At 63.3% G+C, this 19,631-nt stretch carries 20 protein-coding genes; 8 read left to right on the top strand and 12 right to left on the bottom strand.

Going from position 1 to position 19,631, the window contains the following annotated elements; translation table 11 throughout:
* Both NKJ08_RS15695 and NKJ08_RS15690 read right to left on the bottom strand, forming a co-directional pair.
* The coding region (locus NKJ08_RS15695; RefSeq protein WP_352782273.1) for a hypothetical protein at positions 1-528 on the bottom strand (528 nt) is incomplete at its 3' end.
* 4 nt (positions 529-532) lie between these two features.
* Complete coding sequence (locus tag NKJ08_RS15690; RefSeq protein ID WP_352527804.1) at positions 533-1,204, bottom strand: TetR/AcrR family transcriptional regulator; 672 nt, start codon at positions 1,202-1,204, stop codon at positions 533-535.
* An 85-nt stretch (positions 1,205-1,289) separates the two neighbouring features.
* Between NKJ08_RS15690 and NKJ08_RS15685 the strand changes: the two genes are divergently transcribed.
* Positions 1,290-1,763: a carboxymuconolactone decarboxylase family protein gene (locus tag NKJ08_RS15685; RefSeq protein WP_352527806.1), complete on the top strand. Its 474-nt coding sequence runs from the start codon at positions 1,290-1,292 to the stop codon at positions 1,761-1,763.
* Positions 1,764-1,886: 123 nt separating this feature from the next.
* On the opposite strand, the gene NKJ08_RS15680 is transcribed toward NKJ08_RS15685, so the two are convergent.
* The 5 genes from NKJ08_RS15680 to NKJ08_RS15660 all read right to left on the bottom strand — a co-directional run bounded on the left by NKJ08_RS15680 (position 1,887) and on the right by NKJ08_RS15660 (position 6,576).
* On the bottom strand, positions 1,887-2,798 hold the full coding sequence (locus NKJ08_RS15680) for an aminoglycoside phosphotransferase family protein (RefSeq protein ID WP_352527808.1): 912 nt from the start codon (positions 2,796-2,798) through the stop codon (positions 1,887-1,889).
* 91 nt (positions 2,799-2,889) lie between these two features.
* Positions 2,890-3,339 (bottom strand): DNA polymerase III subunit chi, encoded by a 450-nt coding sequence (locus NKJ08_RS15675; RefSeq protein ID WP_352527810.1) that lies wholly within the window; start codon positions 3,337-3,339, stop codon positions 2,890-2,892.
* 30 nt (positions 3,340-3,369) lie between these two features.
* Positions 3,370-4,866, bottom strand: a complete 1,497-nt coding sequence (locus NKJ08_RS15670; RefSeq protein WP_352527941.1) for a leucyl aminopeptidase — start codon at positions 4,864-4,866, stop codon at positions 3,370-3,372.
* A gap of 86 nt (positions 4,867-4,952) precedes the next feature.
* Positions 4,953-5,336: a VOC family protein gene (locus NKJ08_RS15665; RefSeq protein WP_352778215.1), complete on the bottom strand. Its 384-nt coding sequence runs from the start codon at positions 5,334-5,336 to the stop codon at positions 4,953-4,955.
* Between the two features lie 73 nt (positions 5,337-5,409).
* Positions 5,410-6,576, bottom strand: a complete 1,167-nt coding sequence (locus NKJ08_RS15660) for a flavin-containing monooxygenase (protein WP_352527943.1) — start codon at positions 6,574-6,576, stop codon at positions 5,410-5,412.
* Between the two features lie 354 nt (positions 6,577-6,930).
* Between NKJ08_RS15660 and lptF the strand changes: the two genes are divergently transcribed.
* From lptF to NKJ08_RS15625, 7 genes are all read left to right on the top strand, one after another.
* Entirely contained in the window at positions 6,931-8,133 is a 1,203-nt protein-coding gene (gene lptF, locus NKJ08_RS15655) for an LPS export ABC transporter permease LptF (protein ID WP_352527814.1), read from the top strand.
* Complete coding sequence (lptG, locus tag NKJ08_RS15650) at positions 8,130-9,215, top strand: LPS export ABC transporter permease LptG (RefSeq protein WP_352527945.1); 1,086 nt, start codon at positions 8,130-8,132, stop codon at positions 9,213-9,215. Before lptF ends, lptG begins: the two co-directional genes overlap by 4 nt.
* A complete protein-coding gene (locus tag NKJ08_RS15645; protein WP_352527816.1) occupies positions 9,215-11,632 on the top strand; it encodes an LPS-assembly protein LptD in 2,418 nt (805 codons plus the stop codon). Before lptG ends, NKJ08_RS15645 begins: the two co-directional genes overlap by 1 nt.
* Positions 11,633-11,750: 118 nt before the next feature.
* The gene (locus NKJ08_RS15640) at positions 11,751-12,677 is read left to right on the top strand and encodes a SurA N-terminal domain-containing protein (protein WP_352527818.1); all 927 of its coding nucleotides are present in this window, start codon (positions 11,751-11,753) and stop codon (positions 12,675-12,677) included.
* Positions 12,678-12,690: 13 nt separating this feature from the next.
* On the top strand, positions 12,691-13,719 hold the full coding sequence (gene pdxA / locus NKJ08_RS15635) for a 4-hydroxythreonine-4-phosphate dehydrogenase PdxA (RefSeq protein ID WP_352527820.1): 1,029 nt from the start codon (positions 12,691-12,693) through the stop codon (positions 13,717-13,719).
* A 66-nt stretch (positions 13,720-13,785) separates the two neighbouring features.
* Positions 13,786-14,619: a 16S rRNA (adenine(1518)-N(6)/adenine(1519)-N(6))-dimethyltransferase RsmA gene (rsmA, locus tag NKJ08_RS15630; RefSeq protein ID WP_352527822.1), complete on the top strand. Its 834-nt coding sequence runs from the start codon at positions 13,786-13,788 to the stop codon at positions 14,617-14,619.
* Between the two features lie 74 nt (positions 14,620-14,693).
* Positions 14,694-14,987 (top strand): DUF1330 domain-containing protein, encoded by a 294-nt coding sequence (locus tag NKJ08_RS15625; protein ID WP_352782268.1) that lies wholly within the window; start codon positions 14,694-14,696, stop codon positions 14,985-14,987.
* Here the strand turns inward: NKJ08_RS15625 and gmk are convergent, their stop codons facing one another.
* From gmk to NKJ08_RS15600, 5 genes are all read right to left on the bottom strand, one after another.
* The gene (gene gmk, locus NKJ08_RS15620) at positions 14,988-15,644 is read right to left on the bottom strand and encodes a guanylate kinase (RefSeq protein ID WP_254820312.1); all 657 of its coding nucleotides are present in this window, start codon (positions 15,642-15,644) and stop codon (positions 14,988-14,990) included.
* A 49-nt stretch (positions 15,645-15,693) separates the two neighbouring features.
* Positions 15,694-16,584, bottom strand: coding sequence for a YicC/YloC family endoribonuclease (locus NKJ08_RS15615; protein ID WP_352778209.1), 891 nt, complete (start codon positions 16,582-16,584; stop codon positions 15,694-15,696).
* A 137-nt stretch (positions 16,585-16,721) separates the two neighbouring features.
* Entirely contained in the window at positions 16,722-17,942 is a 1,221-nt protein-coding gene (gene mltG / locus NKJ08_RS15610) for an endolytic transglycosylase MltG (RefSeq protein WP_352527827.1), read from the bottom strand.
* 93 nt (positions 17,943-18,035) lie between these two features.
* On the bottom strand, positions 18,036-19,298 hold the full coding sequence (fabF, locus tag NKJ08_RS15605) for a beta-ketoacyl-ACP synthase II (RefSeq protein ID WP_352494871.1): 1,263 nt from the start codon (positions 19,296-19,298) through the stop codon (positions 18,036-18,038).
* A 34-nt stretch (positions 19,299-19,332) separates the two neighbouring features.
* Positions 19,333-19,569 (bottom strand): acyl carrier protein, encoded by a 237-nt coding sequence (locus NKJ08_RS15600; protein ID WP_352527829.1) that lies wholly within the window; start codon positions 19,567-19,569, stop codon positions 19,333-19,335.
* Positions 19,570-19,631 lie beyond the last annotated feature (62 nt).

The raw sequence follows: 19,631 nt of genomic DNA, 5'->3' as shown, positions 1-19,631 counted from the left end.
CCCCCCCCCGCCGGGCCGGGCCGATTGTCGATAAACCCGGTGGGGCCGGTCCGGGGCGCGGCCGCGGCGCCGCCCGCCGCGGTTGTCTGGGTCGACGGCCCGCATCGGGATGCCCTCGGCATCGCCCGGACCGACGATGAAGGTGTAGGGGCCGGGGGCAACGGTCGGGATCAGGCCGGCCTCGTCGCGAAAGATTTTGTCCGGCAGCTGCGGGCTGACCTGGCGCGGATTGTCGGAATGGTTGAACTGCAGCGTCGAGGCGAGCACCGTCCTGCCGCCGGTGGCGGCAGTCAGGGTCAACACGGTGCGCTGCTGCGAGACGATGCGCTCGGCTCTTGCCGTAAGATCGACCAGCACCCGCACCGGCGCATCGCGTGCGCTCAGGGGCACCGTCACCGGCTTGAATCGGCCCTGGTCGTAAACCCGCCAGGTACCGATCTCATGGCCGGAGAAATTGGTCATCGCCCAGGGGTAGACGACGCCGATGCCGGTACCGATGAGCAGGATCAGGGCGAACAGAGAGCGCATGAGGTCAAGACCCGGTATTCGGCGCGTTGGCGCAGTCGCGGGCGCGCTCCATTTCGTCCAGGAGCATGTCAAGGCCGAGATCAAACGTCCGGTCAAATTCGGCGCTGCCGAAATAACGCCCGGCCGCAGCTACTTTTGGAAAATCCTGTGCCAGTTGCTCGTCACTGACGGTGGTCACAGCCGAAGGCCCCTTCGCATAGCCGGCAGTCTCGTCGAGGATGGCACCCATCAGATAATAGCCGGTGGTGCGGAACAGCCGTGCACCAAGTTCCGGTCCGAAGCCGCCGGCCTCGAACAGGCCAAGGATGCCGTTCAGCCAGGCAAGGCAGGTCGGCGAATTCATCCGGTAGGTGACGAAGAAGCTGGCGAAAGCCGGGTGCTCACGCGCGACGCGGCGGAAATCCTGCACAACGATGCGCAACCTTTGTCGCCAAGCTAGATCCTCGTCAGGCATTTCGAGCGAGCCGATCAGCCGGTCCACCAAGGCTTCGAAGAGATGCGCCGCCGAAGGAAAGTGGTGGTAGATACTCATAGCCTCGCAGCCGAGTGCAGCCGCCAGCTTGCGCATCGAAAAGCCGGCGAGGCCCTCGCTCTCGATCACCTTCAATGCGGCATCCTCGATTATTTCGCGCGACAGCCGGCCGCGTGTTCGCTTTTTCTTGATCGACGAGTCCATGGTTCCGCTCGACAACTTACACTGTAAGGTTCATTTTCTGAATTACCTTACATCGTAAGGTTTAAAAAAACCAGAGGAGAACGCCATGAACAGCTTCCGTATCGTTTCATCCACGACCCCTTCGCTTCATCGTGCATCCCTGCTCGCCTCCATGGTCTGCGCCCTGACCTTGACGCTGGCCTCCGCACCGGCCCATGCTGACGATGACGCCACCATCAAGGACATCCAGTCGACCATGGGCGGGGTGCCCGGTTTCGTGAAGCAATTCCCGAAAGCCGGTCTGCCCGGTGCATGGGCCGAGGTCAAGGCCATCCAGCTCAGCGACAAGACGGCGCTGCCGCCGAAGGTCAAGTCGCTGATCTCGCTGGCGGTGGCGGCGCAGATCCCGTGCAGCTACTGCGTCTGGTCGGACACGCAGGACGCCAAGCGTGCCGGCGCCACCGACGAGGAGATCCAGGAGGCGGTCGCCGTTTCGGCGCTGACCCGCCATTGGAGCACCATCTTCAACGGCATGCAGGTCGATTTCGATACGTTCAGGAAAGAGATGGGCGGGCAGTGACATTGAAGCCCACGAAATGACTACGGCCCGTAGCCGTGGGCCGTTGTCTTGTGTCCCCACCGACGGCGTCCGTAACCTTGCTGTGGGTCCGGGCGAAATGACGGCATCCCAAGCAAAGCCGGCCTATAGGCGACGGGCCCAGCGGTGGTCCGCCAGCACATCCTCGATAACCCGCCACGATTTTTCCGCCTCGCGCTGGTTGCCGTCATGTCCAGAGGCGACGATCAGCGCCTTCCACAGCGCCCAGCCCCGAGCGCGCGCCCAGCTGTGCTTGTCAAGGGCAATGGCGTCGCGGAACGCCCGGCGGCTCTCGCCGTAAAATTCCGTCCATGCGATCACCAGGTCACAGGCAGGATCGCCGATAGCCGAACTGCCGAAATCGACGACCGCGCAGAGTTTGCCATCTTCGACGAGCAGATTTCCCGAGGCGACGTCGCCGTGGACCCACACCGGTGGCCCTTGCCATCGCGAGCCAAGCGCGGTCGCCCACGCCGCCTCGGCGGCGGCCTTGTCGATGCGGCCGCCGAGCGCCGAAAGCGCGGCTCGGGTCTCGGCGTCGTAGACTGAAAGCCGGCCGCCGCGATGGAAATTATGCTGCCCTGCCGGTGGCCCGCCAGCGGCGTCGATGCGCTGGAGCGCAACCAGAAAGCCGGCCAGCGAACGGGCGAACTCCGTGAGATCGGCAATCAGTTCGGCAGCCGCCGGCCTGCCGCCTAGCCAGCGATAGACGGACCAAGGCCATGGATAGCCGTCCGCGGGCGCGCCTTTGGCCAGCGGCACGGGTATCGGCAGAGGCAGGTGAGGCGCGAGGCGAGGCAGCCAGCGATGCTCCTTCTCGACCTGGGCAACATAGGCGGCAGCACTGGGCAGCCGCACCGACATGCTATCGCCCAGCCGGAAGGTGCGGTTGTCCCAGCCGCCAGGCTCGACCGGCTCGACCGGCAGGTCCGCCCATTCGGGAAACTGCGCGGCGATCAGCCGGCGAACCAGTCCGGCATCTATCGAAATGCCTGGCGTTTGTTCATTGGGCTGCATCGGGCTTGCTCAGATCTTCTGGACAGCCGGTGGTCCATCTTTTTGTTTGTCGCTTTTTGCGGCGCCAGTGATTCCCTTGGCTGCAAATGCTCTAAGCCTTGCGTTCCCAGCGCCGGTCGGGTGTTTGCTGCCAGTAGGTCACGGTGTGGCCGGCCTCCTTCATTGTCTTCCAGTGCGTGCGTGCCGCCTCTACCTGGGCCGCATCATGGCCGTCGAACAGGAACACGGCGCGCTCGTAGCCGCCAAGCACCGGCGGCACCGCGCCGTCGACCAGGAACCGTATCTGCGCCTGGTTCGGATTGTCAGGGCCGACGGTCAAAAGCACCGGCTGCTCGGCGGGATGGGCTTCGCGGTCCGTTGCATGGGCCAGGAACGAATCATCCCGGAAAGTCCACAGATGCTGGTCCAGCGCGTCGCGCCTCTCCTCGGTGCCGGTCTGCACCACGGCGCGCCAGCCGCGATCGATGCTGCGTTCCAGGAGGCCGGGCAACGCGTCCTCCAGCGTCGATTCGGTCAGGTGATAGAACAGGATTTCGGCCATGGCTTCAGTCTAAATCATTTGGTGCGCCGCTCATTGCTCGTAATGATCGCGCACCAGTCGGTCGAGCAGCCTGACGCCGAAGCCGGAAGCCCATGACTGGTTGATCTCGTTGGAGGGCGCGCCCATCGCGGTGCCGGCAATGTCGAGATGCGCCCAGGGCGTGTCCTTGACGAAGCGCTTCAGGAACTGCGCGGCGATGATGGCGCCGCCATAGCGACCGCCGATATTCTTCATGTCAGCATTCTTGGACTCGATCAGCTTGTCGTATTCGGCGCCGAGCGGCATGCGCCACAACCGCTCCTGCGTCGCCTGCCCGGCCGCCGTCAGCCGGTCCGCCAGCTCGTCATTGTTGGAGAACAAGCCGGCATAATGCTGGCCGAGCGCGACCATGATGGCGCCGGTCAGCGTCGCCAGATTGACCATGAATTTCGGCTGGAAGCGGTCGTTGCAGTACCACAGCGCATCGGCTAGCACGAGGCGGCCCTCGGCGTCGGTGTTGAGCACTTCGATGGTCTGGCCCGACATCGAGGTGACGATGTCGCCCGGTCTCTGGGCGTGGCCGTCGACGGCGTTTTCGACCAGCCCGACAATGCCGACGACATTGGCCTTCGCCTTGCGCGCGGCGAGCGCGTGCATCAGCCCGGTGACGGCAGCAGCGCCCCCCATGTCGCCCTTCATGTCCTCCATGCCGGAGGCCGGCTTGATCGAATTGCCGCCGGTATCGAAGGTGACGCCCTTGCCGACGAAGGCGACCGGCCTTTCCTTGGCCTTGCCGCCGTCCCACCGCATGACCGCCATGCGGGCGCCACGCGGCGAGCCCTGGGCGACGCCGAGCAGCGAACCCATGCCGAGCTTCTTCATCTCCTTCTCGGCCAGGATCTCGACCGTGACGCCGAGCGCCTCCAGTTCGCTGATGCGGGCGGCGAATTCCACCGGTCCCAACACATTGGCCGGTTCATTGACCAGATCGCGCGCCAGCAAGACGCCGTCGATCACCGCCGCTTCATCGGCGAAGGCCTTCTTTGCAGCCGCCGGATCAGCGGTGTGAATGGTCACCTTGACGGGCTTTTTTGGCTCGCGCTTGTCGTCACCATTGTCCTTTTTGGTCTTGTACTTATCGAAGGCATAACTGCGCAGCAGGATGCCCGCGGCAAGCTGAACCGCTTGCCTGCCGCCGATGGCGGCACCGGGAAGATCGAGCACGACGGCCACTTCGGTTGCCTTGCGAAAGGATGCTGCAATCGTGCCGCCGAGCTTCAGCCAGGCGTAGTCATCAAGATTGGAGATCTTGCCGGCGCCGAGCGCCACCAGCCGCTCAAGCGATGTCCCTTCCGGCGCCAGCACTTCGACCAGGCTGGCGAATTTGCCGGTGAAGTCGGCGACGGGAAAAGCCCGCTCGAGGGTCTTTGCCGGATCGCAGGCCCTGGCGGCGTCGCCGAGGCCGCCCTCGTCGGCTGCCAGAATGAAGACGCTGCCCTTTTTGGGGGCGGCGAACTTGGCGAAGGCGATCAAGGGTCTCGAATTCATCATGTCCTGCTTTCGGGGAAGTGCTTTGGATTATCGGGAGAAGCGTTCGATTGGGCAGATCGGACCTAAGGTGCCGCGTTGTTGCGTCAGTGAGCGGCGGGTTGAAACAGCTCGATGACGTTGCCCGATGGGTCTTCGAGCAGGGTTTGGGAACCGCCAACGCCCGTTATGATATCGTTGCGAAAGACAAGTCCAGCACTCTTGAGGCGCGCAACCTCTTCTTTCAGGTCCGGCACCACCAGGAGGACGCGGTTCCAGCCTCCCGGCAGCGGCTGCCGGCCATCCGGCATCGCCCGTGCACCCGAACTGCCGGGTCCGCTTAGAAGGAGCCGTAACGCGCCGCGCGTGACGGAGGCAAAAGCCGGCCGCGCATCCTGTTCGACGGCGAAGCCCAGATGTCCACAATAGAAGTCGATCGAGGTGGCGACATCATCGACCATGTAGCGAATGCTGACTGGCGTCATGATCATTGACCTTTCGGTTCGAGCACGTTCCAACAAGGCGTGTCCATTGCAGGCGGAACACTCGGCATAGTCCTGCTCATTATCGCTGCTTGACAATCCGCGCCGCTATCGCCTTAGCCTGAATGCGGGCATTGGCGAAACAACCGCGAATGCTCGGCCGCATGCCGGTAAACCACAGGCCGGGCAATTTCGGGTCAGTCTCCCCGCCGTTGAAAAGCGGAACGCCCTTGCCGTCGAGAACGCCGAGCTTGCCGACCATCTGCTCCAGCCCGGTGCGGTAGCCGGTCGCCGCGATGACGATATCGGGCGTGATCAACCTGCCGTCATTCAATATGATGCCGTCACGGGTAAATTCCCGCAATGGCGGCACCACCACGATCGTGCCTGCCTTGATGGCGCGAACCGCGCCGTCATCGGCTGCGATCGCCGTGTAGTCGGCGCTCAGACGGCTCGCACCTCCCATGGAGGCCGGCGGAAGCCCGAATTTCGTCAGGTCGCCGAAAACCAGGCGCTGCGTCGCCGCCATCACCGCATCGGCAATCCGCACCGGCAAGCGCGCCATGAAAGGCGAAAGCCTGTGGACGGCGATCTTGCCGATGCGTTTCGGCAGCAGCGACGGGCCATTGCGAGCCGACAGCCAGATGCTTTCAGCGTCTGCATCCGCAAGATGATTGAGTATGTCGAAACCCGAATTGCCGGCACCGACCACCAACACCTTTTTGCCGGCATAGTCCCTCGCCTCGCCGAAATCGGCCGAATGGATGATCCGGCCGGCAAAATCGTTCATGCCTTTCCATACCGGAATGAACGGCTGCCGATCACGGCCGGTGGCGACGACGACATGGCGTGCCGGACGGGGTCCGGCATTGGTCTGTACGGTCCAGTGATCGCCATCGAATGCCATCTCTTCGACGGCAACGCCGAATGTGACAGGCAGCCTGTGCACTTGGCTGAAATCGTTCAGATGGCGAATGACGGCGGTTCTGTGCGGGAAGGCCGGGGTGCCTGCAGGATAGTCGACGCCGGGCAGTGACGAGAGGTCGCGATGCGTGTTGAGACGCAACCGCTGGTGACGCCGGTGCCAGGGTTCGGCAAGCCGGCTCTCCTTTTCCAGGACGAGCGTCGGTACGCCGGCCTTCATCAAGGCGTGGGCGGCGGCAAGGCCGGCCGCGCCGGCGCCGATCACGATTGCGCCGTCAAAGACCGCTTCCCGACCGATTTGACCGCGCAATTTTTCCGCTTCCATACTGGTACTCAACAGAGCCTGACCCGTCTTATCACGCGGCGGCGGTCGCGACCGGCGCGACATTTGGTCGTTTTGCCGCATTTGACAAGACTTTGGCCGAAATCGCTCCCATATGCGATATCGAACCATCTACGATTCGTCGCGGCACGGCCCCGCTTCCCGCCGCAACCTGTTGTTAACCAACAATGTTCGCCCTTTCTTATCCATTGCCGCCGACACTCCGGCCCAGCGGAATTTGCGATACGGAACGGAACCCAGATCGAACCGCCAAACTGAGCCAGTTGTGCAGCCGGCGCCGGACGACTACCTTATTCCAAGGCATGATGCCGTTCGAAACCGCCGAGAAAAGCCTTCATGAAGGTCGTTGAACGTTACATCATGCGCCGTGCTTTCGCGGTATTCGCGCTGGCGCTCGTTTGGACGCTGGCGATCGTCTGGACGACGCAGGTGCTCGCCCGCATCGATCTCGTCACCGACAGCGGTCAGTCGGCCCTCACCTTCTTCGAAGTCGCAGCGCTGATCATCCCGTCGATCGTTCCGATCGTCGTGCCGTTCGCACTGGTGGTCGCGGTCGCCCAGATACTCAGCGTGATGAATTCGGATTCGGAGCTGGCCGTCATCAATGCCGCCGGCGCTTCACGCTGGACCATCGTCAGGCCGATCATGCTTCTGGCACTCGCAGCCAGCGTTTTTTCGTTCGCCGTCGACAATGGCGTCGACCCTTACGCACGCCAGAAGAACCGCGAGTTGATAGCGTCGTCGCGTGCCGATCTGTTGTCGTTGATCATCCAGGAAGGCACCTTCCGCAAGATCGATGATGGCCTGTTCCTGCAGGTTGGCGAACGGCTTCCCGACAATCGCCTCGGCGGCATCTTCGTCGCCGATTCGCGCGAAGAAGGCGTCAATCTCATCTATTACGCCAAGACCGGCAGCATCATCGAACGCGGCGACGAGAAGGTGCTGATGATGAATGACGGCGTCATCCATCGCAAAACCATGACCGGCGACCTCTCGGTGATCCGGTTCACCTCCTATGCCTTCGACTTGTCCGCTTTCATGTCGGCCTCATCTGACATCCTGCTTTTGCCGAAGGACCGGACGACGCAGTATCTGCTCAATCCGAGTCCGAACGACAAGATGTACCAGCAAAAGCCGAACAGGTACCTAGCCGAGCTCAACCAGCGTTTTTCCGAGTGGTCCTATTCGCTCGTCTTCGCGCTGATCGCGCTTGCCGTCGCCGGAGATGCGCGCTCGCATCGCGAGGCGCGCGTGCATCCGCTGATCACGGCAATCGCGATCGCGCTGTTCGTGCGCTGGCTCGGGTTCTTTGCCGCCGGCAAGGCCGACAAGGTGCCGCAATATGCCTATATGGTCTACGGCGTCCCGATCCTGGCGTCGGCGATCGCCATCTGGTTCATCGTTTCCAACCGGACCATGGAACTGCCGGTTGCCTGGGCCGATTGGATAACCAATCTTGCCGGCCGCTTCAATGACGGCTGGAGCGCCATCAAGCTCCGCTTTGCCGGGCGCGGCGCATCCGGACAGGGAGCCGGCTGATGGGCTGGACTCTGGGTCGGTACTTCTTCTTTCGCTATGTGACGATCACCATCTGGTTCTTCATCGGCCTTTTGGCGCTGGTGTTCCTGATCGATTTCACCGAGCTTTCCGGCCGCACGACCGGCGTGCCGGGCTTCACCTACACAACTGCGTTCGCCATTTCGGGGCTCAGGATGCCGATGATCATGCTGCAGACGGTGCCGTTCGTCGGCCTGTTCTCGGCGATGGCGACCCTGGTGTCGCTCAACCGCAAATATGAATTGGTCATCGCCCGTTCCGCCGGGGTTTCCGCATGGCAGTTCCTGCTGCCGTGCTGCATCGGGGCGCTGCTGTTTGGGGCCTTGTCGGTTGGCGTCATCAATCCGATAGCCGCGCACGCCTATTCCTGGTCCGAGCAGATCGAGACCCAGCTCCGTTCGGGCAAGTCGAACACCGTCTCGGCCGACGCCGCGCCCTGGATCAGGCAGAAAACCAGCTCCGGCGATACCATCATCGGCGCGCGCGCCATTCTCAATCAAGGCCTGGAGATGGCCGACGCGGTCTTCTTCAGTTTCAGCCCGCAAGGCGACATCATCGAGCGCAAGGATGCCGCCCACGCCTTTTTGCGGGACGGCTACTGGGAATTGCAGGACGTCAAGGTGTTCCGGGACGGCACCATCCAGTCGTTACCCAGCGATCGGCTGCCGACCGATCTCAAGCCGGAATTCGTGCAAGAGCGGTTGGCGCGCCCTGAGACCATCCCGTTCTACGATCTGCCCGGCAAGATCGAGGTGGCCCGCTCCTTCGGCCTCAAGGCAAATGCCTTCGCCATGCAGTTCGATTCCCTGATTGCGCTGCCCTTCCTGCTCGTCGCGATGACGCTGATTGCGGCAACGGTATCAATGCGATTTGCGAGGATGGGGCAGTCGGCGACGATGATTCTGGGTGGCATCGTGGCCGGCTTTCTGCTTTATGTCGTTTCGGTGCTGGTCAAGGCATTCGGCGTAGCGGGATTCGTACCCACTGCCGTAGCGGCTTGGGTCCCGGTTGTCGTGGCTATGTTCTTCGGGGTGACATTCCTGCTATACAAGGAAGACGGCTAGTGAGGGAGGCGGTTTTGCGCAGCCATAGGCACGCCGGTTTGGCACGCCTCTCTGCGGCGAGCGCCTTGGCATGCCTGCTTGCCGGCGCCGCCCCGGTTGCTCCGGCTTTCGCCCAGGACGTCAGTGAACTGGCAACGAAGGTTCCGAGTGGCACGCAGATGCTGCTTGCAGCCGATACGCTGGTCTACGACAACGACAAGCAGACCGTGACGGCCGTCGGCGGCGTCCAGATCGACTATGGCGGCAACCGTCTCGTCGCCCAGCGGGTCGAATACAACCGCAACACCAAACGCCTCGTCGCCAGCGGCAATGTCGAAGTCGTCAATAGCGACGGTACCAAGATCTATTCGCAGCATGCCGACATCACCGACGATTTCGCGGACGGCTTCGTCAACGCGCTGCGTGTTGAGACCATCGACAAGGCGTATTTCGCCGCCGAAAGCGCGGAGCGCATGGGCGGCGTGCTGACGACGTTCCACAATGGCGTCTACACTGCCTGCGAGCCGTGCGAGGACAAGCCCGACAAAGCGCCGACCTGGCGCATCAAGGCCAGGAAGATCATCTGGAACGGCGAGAAGAAGACGGTTCGCTTCGAGAATTCGAATTTCGAGTTCTTCGGCTTTCCACTGGCCTATCTGCCGGCTTTCGAGATCGCCGACCCGACGGTCAAGCGCAAGAGCGGCTTCCTGATCCCCGGCGTCGCCTACAAGAGCGATCTCGGCGTCGGTGTTAAAGTCCCCTATTATTTCGCGCTCTCGCCGACCTACGATCTAACTGTCACCGGCAGCGGCTATACCAAGCAGGGTTTCCTCGGTGAGGCCGAGTGGAGGCAGCGCTTCAACAACGGTCAGTACAGCCTGAAGATTGCGGGCATCCGGCAAGAGAATCCCGACGCCTTCGTCGACGACAATGGCCACAACGTCAGTTCGGGTACCGGGGGCGACCCGAACAGGTTCCGCGGCATGATGGGCACTCAAGGCCAGTTCGCCATCAACCCGCGCTGGGACTTCGGCTGGGACATCCTGCTGCAGAGCGACAAGAATTTCTCGCGCACCTACGACATCGACGGCTTCAACGATAGCGTACACCGCTCCGAGGTGTACCTGACGGGGCTTAACGATCGCAATTATTTCGATGTGCGCGCCATGCACTTCGACGTTCAAGAAGACACGCTCGCCAGCGATCCGACCGCCCGCGCCGCCAAGCAGCCCTGGGTGCTGCCCTCGCTCGACTACGCCTATATCCCCGACACGCCGGTGGCCGGCGGGCAGCTGTCGTTCGACGTCAACGCGCGGGTCATAGACCGCGACAGGCTCGATACTGCTCTTGCAAATTCGAGCATCCCTTCGTCCGTCAACAACGTCCGCGGCATCGACGGTCAATCCGGCCGCCTTACCGCGGAGGCCGAATGGAAGCGCACCTTCACCACCGATGGCGGGCTGCTGCTGACGCCGCTCCTGGCGCTGCGCGGCGACGCCGGCTATGTCAACGCCTCCTCGGCCTCGCTCGACGCCATCAACCAGATGGCGACCAATCTCGGCGTTGAGGACGATATGCGTTCATCGCTTGCCCGCTACATGGCGACCGCCGGCCTTGAGATGCGCTGGCCGGTGCTGTTCTCGATGACCAGTTCCAGCCATATCTTCGAACCGATGGCGCAAGTGTTCATGCGTCCGAACGAGCAATATGTCGGCGGGCTGGCGGTCCCCAACGAGGACGCCCAGAGCTTCGTCTTCGACGCCACGACGCTGTTCGAGCGCGACAAATTCTCGGGCTATGACCGCATGGAAGGCGGCACACGCGCCAATGTCGGGCTGCGCTATTCCGGCGCATACGACAATGGCTGGAGCACCAATGCGGTGTTCGGCCAATCCTACCAACTCGGCGGCCAGAACTCGTTCGGCACGCCGGACCTGGTCAATGTCGGCGCCTATTCGGGTCTTGAGACTGCAACCTCCGACTATGTCGGCCTTGTCGGCTTCAACAGCCCCAGCGGGTTTTCCGGCTCGGTCAGCGGCCGTTTCGACGAGCAAAGTTTCGAGATCCGCCGCGCTGAGGTAAAGGCCGCCTTTTCAGGCCTGCCGGTATCGCTGAGCGCCAAGTACGCCTTCATCCAGGCGCAGCCGCTCTATGGCTTCTCGACAGATCGCCATGAGGTTACGCTCGGCGCCTCGACACATCTTGCTGAGAATTGGCGCGTCTTTGGCACCGGCACATATGATCTGGAGCAGAGCATTCTGGTCAAGGACGGGGTCGGCTTTGCCTATAGTGATTCGTGCTTTACCTATTTGATGACGTTTTCGGAAAGACGTGACCTGAACACCAAGGAAGTATCGCAGAACGTCGGCTTCAACCTGTCGTTCCGCACGCTCGGCGATTTCGGCTCGTCGCAACGCTCCATCGACACCATCCAATAACGGGGCAGCAGTCGGCAACGGGGCGGCTGGCGGACGACATTGTTTCGCCGCATAGAGCAGGCACGAATTTCGGCGGCCTGAACTGGGATAGGTTGGGCCGAATCGGGATGGAATTGGGATGCTTTCGATGAGGAAATACCTCTTTTCGGCAGGGTTCGCGCTGCTGGTGGCGGTCTCGATCACCGCAGTGACGCGGCCGGTTTTCGCCACCGAGATCAAATACGTCGTCAACAATATACCGATCACCACCGGCGACATCCAGCATCGGGCCGCTTTCCTGCGCCTGCAGCACAGAAAGGGCGATGCCGGCCAGGAAATGATCGACCAGACGCTGCGCATAGCCGAAGCCCGGCGGCTCGGCATCCGCATCAGCGACGCGCAGGTCGATGCCGCTTATCAGCGTTTCGCCACGAGCAACAAGATGCAGCTCAAGCAGCTTGACGGCGCCATGGCGCAATCCGGCGTCTCCAAGGAGCATTTCAAGGAGTTTATCCGGGCGCAGATGGCCTGGAACCAGGCGCTGACCGCGCGTTACCGTTCCGGCGACGGCGGCGGCGCCATGAGCGAGCAGGACCTCGTCAAGCGCATGCTCGAGCATGGCGGTAGCAAACCGAGCGCCACCGAGTACATGCTGCAGCAGGTCATCTTTGTGGTGCCGGCCGCCGAGCGAAGCGCGACGCTGTCCAAGCGCAAACGCGAAGCCGATGCCATGCGAGCCCGCTTCAACGGCTGCAACACCACGCGCGAATTCGCCAAGGGCCTGATGGATGTCACCGTTCGCGATCTCGGCCGGGTGCTGGCGCCGCAATTGCCGGCGGACTGGGCCGAGCAGATAAAGGCTACAAAGGTCGGCGGCGCCACCACCACGCGCGAAACCGACCGCGGCGTCGAATTCATCGGCATCTGCTCGTCGCGCGAAGTGTCAGACGACAAAGCCGCGCAGATGGTGTTCCAGAGTGAAGGTTCGAGCGACAAGAACGCCGACGAGATCTCGAAGAAATATGTCGAGGAGTTGCGGAAGAAAGCCCGCATCATCGAGCGCTGAAGTCGCGATAGCCGTGCCTGACGCAGAGCTTCCGCTGGCGTTGAGCGTCGGCGATCCGTCCGGTGTGGGGCCGGACATCGCCATCGCCGCTTGGCAGGCGCGCGATAGCGCTGGCGTTCCGTCTTTTTATCTTCTTGCCGACCCGGCACTGATCGCCGCGCGGGCGCACAGGCTCGGCGCCGATATTGCGATGGCCGAGACAACGCCGGCGCAAGCGCCGGGGATGTTTTCGCGCGCGCTGCCGGTGGTGGCGCTTGCTGCCCGTTTCATCGACAGTCCCGGCCGCCCGGATCCCGCCAACGCCGCCGGCATCGTCGAGGCGATCGACCGCGCCGTTGCCGACTGCCTGGCCGGCCGCGCTGCCGCGGTTGTCACCTGCCCTATTGCCAAGAAGCCGCTCTACGATGCCGGCTTTCGCTTTCCCGGCCACACCGAATATCTGGCGCATCTGGCATCGCTTCATACCGGCACCGAGGTGATGCCGGTGATGCTGCTTGCCGGACCGGACCTGCGCACCGTGCCGGTCACCATCCACATCGCGCTGGCCGCAGTGCCGAAGGCGCTGACGACGGACCTTATCGTCGCCACCGGCCGCATCACCGCCGCCGACCTTGCCAGCCGCTTCGGAATTACCAAGCCGCGGCTTGCCGTTGCCGGCCTCAACCCGCATGCCGGCGAAGGCGGCGCCATGGGCACCGAAGACGAGCGCATCGTACGCCCGGCGATCGACAGGCTGAGGCAGGAAGGGATCGACGCCTTCGGGCCATTGCCGGCCGACACGCTGTTTCATGCTCGCGCCCGCGCCGGCTACGACGTGGCGCTCTGCATGTATCACGACCAGGCGCTGATCCCGGCCAAGGCGCTGGCGTTTGACGAGGCGGTCAACGTCACGCTCGGCCTGCCCTTCATCCGCACCTCGCCCGACCACGGCACCGCCTTCGACATCGCTGGCAAGGGCATCGCCCGCGCCGACAGCCTGATTGCGGCGCTGAAGCTCGCTCGCCTGCTTGCCGATACCGGGACAAGGGCCGTAGGCCCCTGAGCCCAATCCAATGAGCCCAATCCGATGGCCCTAACCCGATGAGCCCAGCCCAATGAGCCCAGCCCAATGAGCATAGACGGGCTGCCGCCGCTACGCGAGGTGATCGAGCGCCATGGGCTGCAGGCGAAAAAAGCGCTCGGCCAGAATTTTCTGCTCGACCTTAACCTCACAAGCAAGATTGCGCGAACCGCCGGCGACCTGAGCAATGTTACGGTCATCGAGGTCGGTCCCGGCCCTGGCGGGCTGACCCGGGCACTGCTCCTCAACGGCGCCCGGCGGGTCGTCGCCATCGAACGCGACGAGCGCTGCCTGGCGGCCCTGGCCGAGATCTCGAACCACTATCCGGGCCGGCTCGAGATCGTGGCCGGCGATGCGCTGAAAACCGATTTTGCAGCGCTTGCTAAAGGGGAAAGCGGCGGGCCGGCGAAAATCGTCGCCAACCTGCCTTACAATATCGGCACCGAATTGCTGATCCGCTGGCTGACTGTTGCCGAGTGGCCGCCCTTCTACACATCGATGACGCTGATGCTCCAGCGCGAGGTCGCCGAACGCATTGCAGCCAGCCCCGGCAGCGATGCCTATGGCCGACTCGGCGTGCTGGCAGGCTGGCGGACGGAGGCGAGGATTGCCTTCGACGTGCCGCCGCAGGCGTTCACGCCGCCACCCAAGGTGACGTCCTCGGTGGTGCATCTGGTGCCGCGTGCCAGCCCCTTGCCGGCAGAGGTGAAACGGCTCAGCCGCGTCACCGAAGCGGCGTTTGGCCAGCGCCGGAAAATGCTGCGGCAGAGCGTGAAAAGCCTCGGCGGTGAGGCGCTGCTTGCCCGTGCCGGCATCGATCCGACCAGGCGCGCCGAGACGCTGAGCGTCGAAGAGTTCGTGCGGCTGACCAACGCGGTGTGATGCCGGGACGCGTCTGCGTGGAATTTCCGCTCTCACGGCATAGATAGCCGGACAAACCTGCCCGGAGACAAACAATGGCCGCCTATGTCATTTCCGACGTCACGATCCGCGACGCAGAGGCGATCGAAGCCTATCGCACCCGCGCGGCTGCCTCCATCGCCCTGCATGGCGGGCGCTATCTGGTACGCGGTGGCAAGGTGGAAATGTTGGAAGGCGACTGGTCTCCCGGGCCGCTGATCATCGTCGAATTCCCCGACATGGACACGGCGCGGCGCTGGTATCGCTCGGCCGAATACGTCGCTGCATTGGAACTGCGCGATGCCGCGCTCAGCCGCAATCTGATCCTGGTCGAGGGGATAGCGCCTTGATCAATCCGTCTTCTCGTCGAGCAGCCCGGAGACGAAATCGAACAGGCCGGGCCGGCGATCTCGTCTGAGCCGTTCGGCGGTGACGATGCCGCGCACCTCGGCGAAAGCCCGGTCGAGATCGTCGTTGACGATGACGAAATCATATTCCTTCCAGTGCTCGATCTCGTTGCGGGCGTTCTTGAGCCGCGTCTCGATCACCGCTTCCTGGTCCTCGGCGCGACGCTTCAGCCGCGCCTTCAATTCCTTCATCGACGGCGGCAGGATAAAGATCGAGACGATGTCGGCGCGCATCTTCTCCTTGAGCTGCTGAGCGCCCTGCCAGTCGATGTCGAACAGCATGTCGCGGCCTTCGGCCAGCGCCTGTTCGGCCGGCTCGCGCGGCGTCGCGTAGCAATTGCCGTGCACCTCCGCCCATTCGAGCAGCGCATCGGAATCGCGCAGCCGCTCGAACTCGCGCATGGTGCGGAAGTGGTAATGGACGCCCTCGATCTCGCTGCCGCGGCGTGGCCGCGTGGTGACCGAGACCGAGAGTTCCAGGCTGGAATCGCTCTCCAGCAGGTTGCGCGCGATCGTCGACTTGCCGGCGCCTGACGGCGACGACAAGACCAGCATCAGCCCGCGGCGCCGAATGCGGGAACCCAAATCCCTAGCAGTCATGGGGCTTGGCAGTCATGGGGCTTGGCAGTCATGTGGCTTGGCATCGGGATCATTCCAGATTCTGGACCTGTTCGCGAAACTGGTCGACGACCGCCTTCAGTTCCAACCCGATGGCGGTGACCGCGGCAGCATTCGACTTGGAACACAGCGTATTCGATTCGCGGTTGAATTCCTGCGCCAGGAAATCGAGCTTGCGGCCGATGGCGCCGCCGCCGGCGAGCAGCGCCCGGCCTGACGCCACATGTGTCTTCAGCCGGTCGATCTCCTCGCGTATGTCGGCCTTGGTGGCCAGGAACGCCGCTTCCATATGCAGCCGGCCGGCGTCCAGATTGGCGGACGCGTCCATCAACAGCCGGATCTGCTCGGCGAGCCTTTCGCGAATCGTGGCTGGCTCGCGTGATGGATCGGCCTCGGCCCGCAGCGTCAGCGCCTCGATAGCATCGATATGGCCGGACAGCAGGGAACGAAGTGCGGCACCTTCGCCCTGGCGCGCCTGCTGCAGCCCGTCCAATGCTGCTTCCAGCGCCGACAGTATCGCGGTGTCGAGCGCACTGCGCGCCTCTTCGGTTTCGATGGTTTCGGGAATGTCGAGCACGCCGCGCAGCGCAAGCAGCCCGTCGGCCGCCGCAGGTGCTACTCCGAACTGCTCCTGCAGCCGTTTGGCCAACCCCGCCAGATCCTTCAGGAAAGCCTCGTTGACCACGGGTTGCGCTTGCGCGCCGGCGGCGCGACCAATGGTCAGCGTCATCTGGAAATTGCCGCGCGCAAAACGCTTTTGCACCGTCTGCCTGACGGGCGGCTCCAGCCGGTCGAAACCTTGCGGCAGCCGCAGCCTGACCTCGACGCTCTTGCCGTTGACGGACTTGGCTTCCCAGGCAATCGAAGTGCCGTCGTGTTCGGCGACACTACGCGCAAAACCGGTCATGCTCTGCAAGTTCATGCTGCCGTGCTTCCCCTTGGCGAATGCCCCTCAAGCCGGAACGATTTCTCCGGAAAGGATCATGTGAATTTCAATGCCATAGCAGCCCTTGCACATCCACTCGGACATGCACAGGGCCGACCTGATGCCGTCCGCCCCTACTGGGCGGCGGTGGCGCCCGCATCGTCAACGATGGCTCCCGCCGGCGCGTCGGCTCCGGTCTTGCTTGCCCCGGCCTTGGCGGCGTCCTGCGCCTGCTTTTTCAGCAGAGCCCGGTAGCGAGCGACATTCTCGTTATGCTCATCGAGCGTCGCGGCAAAGACATGGCCGCCGCTGCCGTCGGCAACGAAGTAAAGATCGCTGGTCTTCGACGGATTGGCGACTGCCTCCAGCGCCGCACGACCTGGATTAGCGATCGGCGTCGGCGGCAAGCCGTTGATCAGATAGGTGTTGTAGGGCGTCGGCTTCTGGATGTCCGACTGATAGATCGGGCGGTCGATGGGTTTGCCCTTGCCGCCGAACAGGCCGTAGATGATGGTCGGGTCCGACTGCAGCCGCATGCCCTTGGCCAGCCGGTTGAGGAAGACGGCGGCCACCCGCGAGCGTTCATCGCCCTTGCCTGTCTCCTTCTCGACGATCGAGGCCAGGGTGACGAAATCCTCAATGTTGGCGATCGGCAGATCCGGCGCTCGGCGCTGCCAGACGTCGTCGACCAGCTTCTTCTGGTCGGCCAGAAGCTTGTCGACCATCTGCTGGCGTGTTGCGCCGCGGGTGAAGCGCAGCGTGTCGGTGGCGAGGCTGCCCTCAGGTGGAGTGGTCGACGGCATATCCCCGGTCAGCGCGTCCTGCTCGGCGATCCGTTGCAGTGCCTGCTCGACCGTCAGCCCCTCGGGGATAGTCAGCGAATACATCACCGACTTGCCGCTCTTCAGGAGTTCCATGATATCGTGCATCGAGGCCTGCGGCTTGATCTCGTATTCGCCGGCCTTCAGGGCGGAATCATTACCGAAGGCGCGTACGCCAAGGCGGAAAATGCGGGCGTCGCTGATCAGCCCTCGCCGCTCAAGCTGGTCGGCGATCTCCTGGACGCCGCTATTCGGCTTGACCAGGAAAGTGTCGCCATTGGCCGACGGGCCGGGCTCGTTGAATTCCTGCTTGCCGAAATACAGCGCCACGCCTGCCGCCAGAACCATCAGAATCACCGAAGAGATGACGAAGTTCATGAACACGACGAACTGGCTGCGCGAGGCACGCGAGCGTTTCGGCGGCGGCGTGCCGGCCTCGGGCCGCAACGCCTCGCTGGCCGTCTTCGGCACGATCGGGCCGGGCGTTGCTGCCCGTTGCCCGAATTCCCCGTTATCGGCCGGATTTGTATTCATAGCGCCCTACCATTTGATCTTGCGACGAATCCCCTCGGGCAGAGTAGGGGCGAATATGGCAAAATTGACGGCAGACGGAAACCGGCGGAGCGGTCAGCCATTGTAGCGCTGGAAGACGAGCGAGGCGTTGGTGCCACCGAAGCCGAAGGAGTTGGACAGCGCCACGTCGATCTGCCGGGCTCGCGGCTTGTGCGGCACCAGGTCAATCGCCGTTTCGCGCTCCGGATTGTCGAGATTGATGGTCGGCGGCGCGATGTTGTCGCGAATGGCGAGGATCGAAAAGATCGCCTCGGCAGCACCCGCCGCGCCCAGCAGGTGGCCAATCGACGATTTGGTCGACGACATCGATATCTTCGAGGCGGCGTTGCCGACCAGCCGCTCGACGGCGCCGAGTTCGATCGTATCGGCCATGGTCGAGGTGCCGTGCGCATTGATGTAGTCGACATCGGCAGGCGTCAGCTTCGCCCGGTTCAGCGCCGCCGTCATGCAACGGAAAGCGCCGTCGCCGTCCTCGGCAGGCGCGGTGATGTGATAGGCGTCACCGGTCAGGCCGTAGCCGGTGACCTCGGCATAGATCTTGGCGCCGCGGGCCTTGGCGTGTTCGAGCTCCTCGAGCACGACCACGCCGGCGCCCTCGCCCATGACGAAGCCGTCGCGATCGCGATCATAGGGGCGCGAGGCGGTTTGCGGCGCATCGTTGCGGTCGGTGGAGAGCGCGCGGCAAGCGGCGAAACCGGCGATCGAGAGTCTCGTCACCGGCGCTTCGGCGCCGCCCGCGACCATCACGTCGGCATCGCCCCAGATGATCAGCCGGGCGGCATCGCCGATGGCGTGCGCACCGGTCGAGCAAGCGGTGACGACGGCATGGTTGGGGCCTTTCAGCCCATGCCGGATCGAGACCTGACCGGAGACGAGATTGATGATCTGGCCGGGGATGAAGAACGGGCTGATGCGGCGCGGACCGCGTTCCTTGAGGATCATCGCATTCTCGGCGATGCCTTCGATGCCGCCGATGCCCGAACCGATCAGCACGCCGGTGGCGCACTGTTCCTCATGCGTCTTTGGCTGCCAGCCGGAATCCTTGAGTGCCTCGTCGGCGGCCGCGATCCCATACAGGATGAAGTCGCCGATCTTGCGCAGTTCCTTCGGCTCGAGAACGGCTTCAGGATTGAAAGTGGCATTGGAGCCGTCACCGCGCGGAATGACGTGGGCGACCTTGCAGGCAAGGTCTTCCACCTCGAATTCGGTGATGCGCTTGGCTGCGCTGCGGCCGGTCAGAAGCTCCTTCCAGCTGTGCTCGAAGCCCATGCCGAACGGTGAAAGCAGCCCAAGGCCCGTGACGACGACACGCCTCATCGCAGGTCCTCCCCGGTGATGACTGCAAATAGCGTCAGGCCGAGGCCTTGTCGATGTATTTCACCGCATCGCCAACAGTTAGGATGGTCTCGGCAGCGTCGTCCGGGATTTCGACGCCGAACTCTTCTTCGAACGCCATGACAAGTTCGACCGTGTCGAGGCTGTCCGCGCCCAGATCATCGATGAAGCTCGCCTGCTCCGTCACCTTGTCGGCATCGACGCCAAGGTGCTCGATGACGATCTTCTTGACGCGCTCTCCGGTGTCACTCATTTGGGCATCCTCGTCTTTTGGTTGTCTGTCTTCGTTAGCGGGCAGAATGCCGCTAATCAAGC

The organism is Mesorhizobium sp. M0244 (genome assembly GCF_040321795.1).
Classification (GTDB): domain Bacteria; phylum Pseudomonadota; class Alphaproteobacteria; order Rhizobiales; family Rhizobiaceae; genus Mesorhizobium.
The sequence above is the reverse complement of the archived record's forward strand: the minus strand, read 5'-3'. Positions and strand labels throughout refer to the sequence as shown.

Coding starts and splice junctions, on each gene's coding strand:
- NKJ08_RS15690 (WP_352527804.1), bottom strand. CDS start 1,204: ATGGACTCGTCGATCAAGAAAAAGCGAACACGCGGCCGGCTGTCGCGC.
- NKJ08_RS15685 (WP_352527806.1), top strand. CDS start 1,290: ATGAACAGCTTCCGTATCGTTTCATCCACGACCCCTTCGCTTCATCGT.
- NKJ08_RS15680 (WP_352527808.1), bottom strand. CDS start 2,798: ATGCAGCCCAATGAACAAACGCCAGGCATTTCGATAGATGCCGGACTG.
- NKJ08_RS15675 (WP_352527810.1), bottom strand. CDS start 3,339: ATGGCCGAAATCCTGTTCTATCACCTGACCGAATCGACGCTGGAGGAC.
- NKJ08_RS15670 (WP_352527941.1), bottom strand. CDS start 4,866: ATGAATTCGAGACCCTTGATCGCCTTCGCCAAGTTCGCCGCCCCCAAA.
- NKJ08_RS15665 (WP_352778215.1), bottom strand. CDS start 5,336: ATGATCATGACGCCAGTCAGCATTCGCTACATGGTCGATGATGTCGCC.
- NKJ08_RS15660 (WP_352527943.1), bottom strand. CDS start 6,576: ATGGAAGCGGAAAAATTGCGCGGTCAAATCGGTCGGGAAGCGGTCTTT.
- lptF (WP_352527814.1), top strand. CDS start 6,931: ATGAAGGTCGTTGAACGTTACATCATGCGCCGTGCTTTCGCGGTATTC.
- NKJ08_RS15640 (WP_352527818.1), top strand. CDS start 11,751: ATGCTTTCGATGAGGAAATACCTCTTTTCGGCAGGGTTCGCGCTGCTG.
- rsmA (WP_352527822.1), top strand. CDS start 13,786: ATGAGCATAGACGGGCTGCCGCCGCTACGCGAGGTGATCGAGCGCCAT.
- NKJ08_RS15625 (WP_352782268.1), top strand. CDS start 14,694: ATGGCCGCCTATGTCATTTCCGACGTCACGATCCGCGACGCAGAGGCG.
- gmk (WP_254820312.1), bottom strand. CDS start 15,644: ATGACTGCTAGGGATTTGGGTTCCCGCATTCGGCGCCGCGGGCTGATG.
- NKJ08_RS15615 (WP_352778209.1), bottom strand. CDS start 16,584: ATGAACTTGCAGAGCATGACCGGTTTTGCGCGTAGTGTCGCCGAACAC.
- mltG (WP_352527827.1), bottom strand. CDS start 17,942: ATGAATACAAATCCGGCCGATAACGGGGAATTCGGGCAACGGGCAGCA.
- fabF (WP_352494871.1), bottom strand. CDS start 19,298: ATGAGGCGTGTCGTCGTCACGGGCCTTGGGCTGCTTTCACCGTTCGGC.
- NKJ08_RS15600 (WP_352527829.1), bottom strand. CDS start 19,569: ATGAGTGACACCGGAGAGCGCGTCAAGAAGATCGTCATCGAGCACCTT.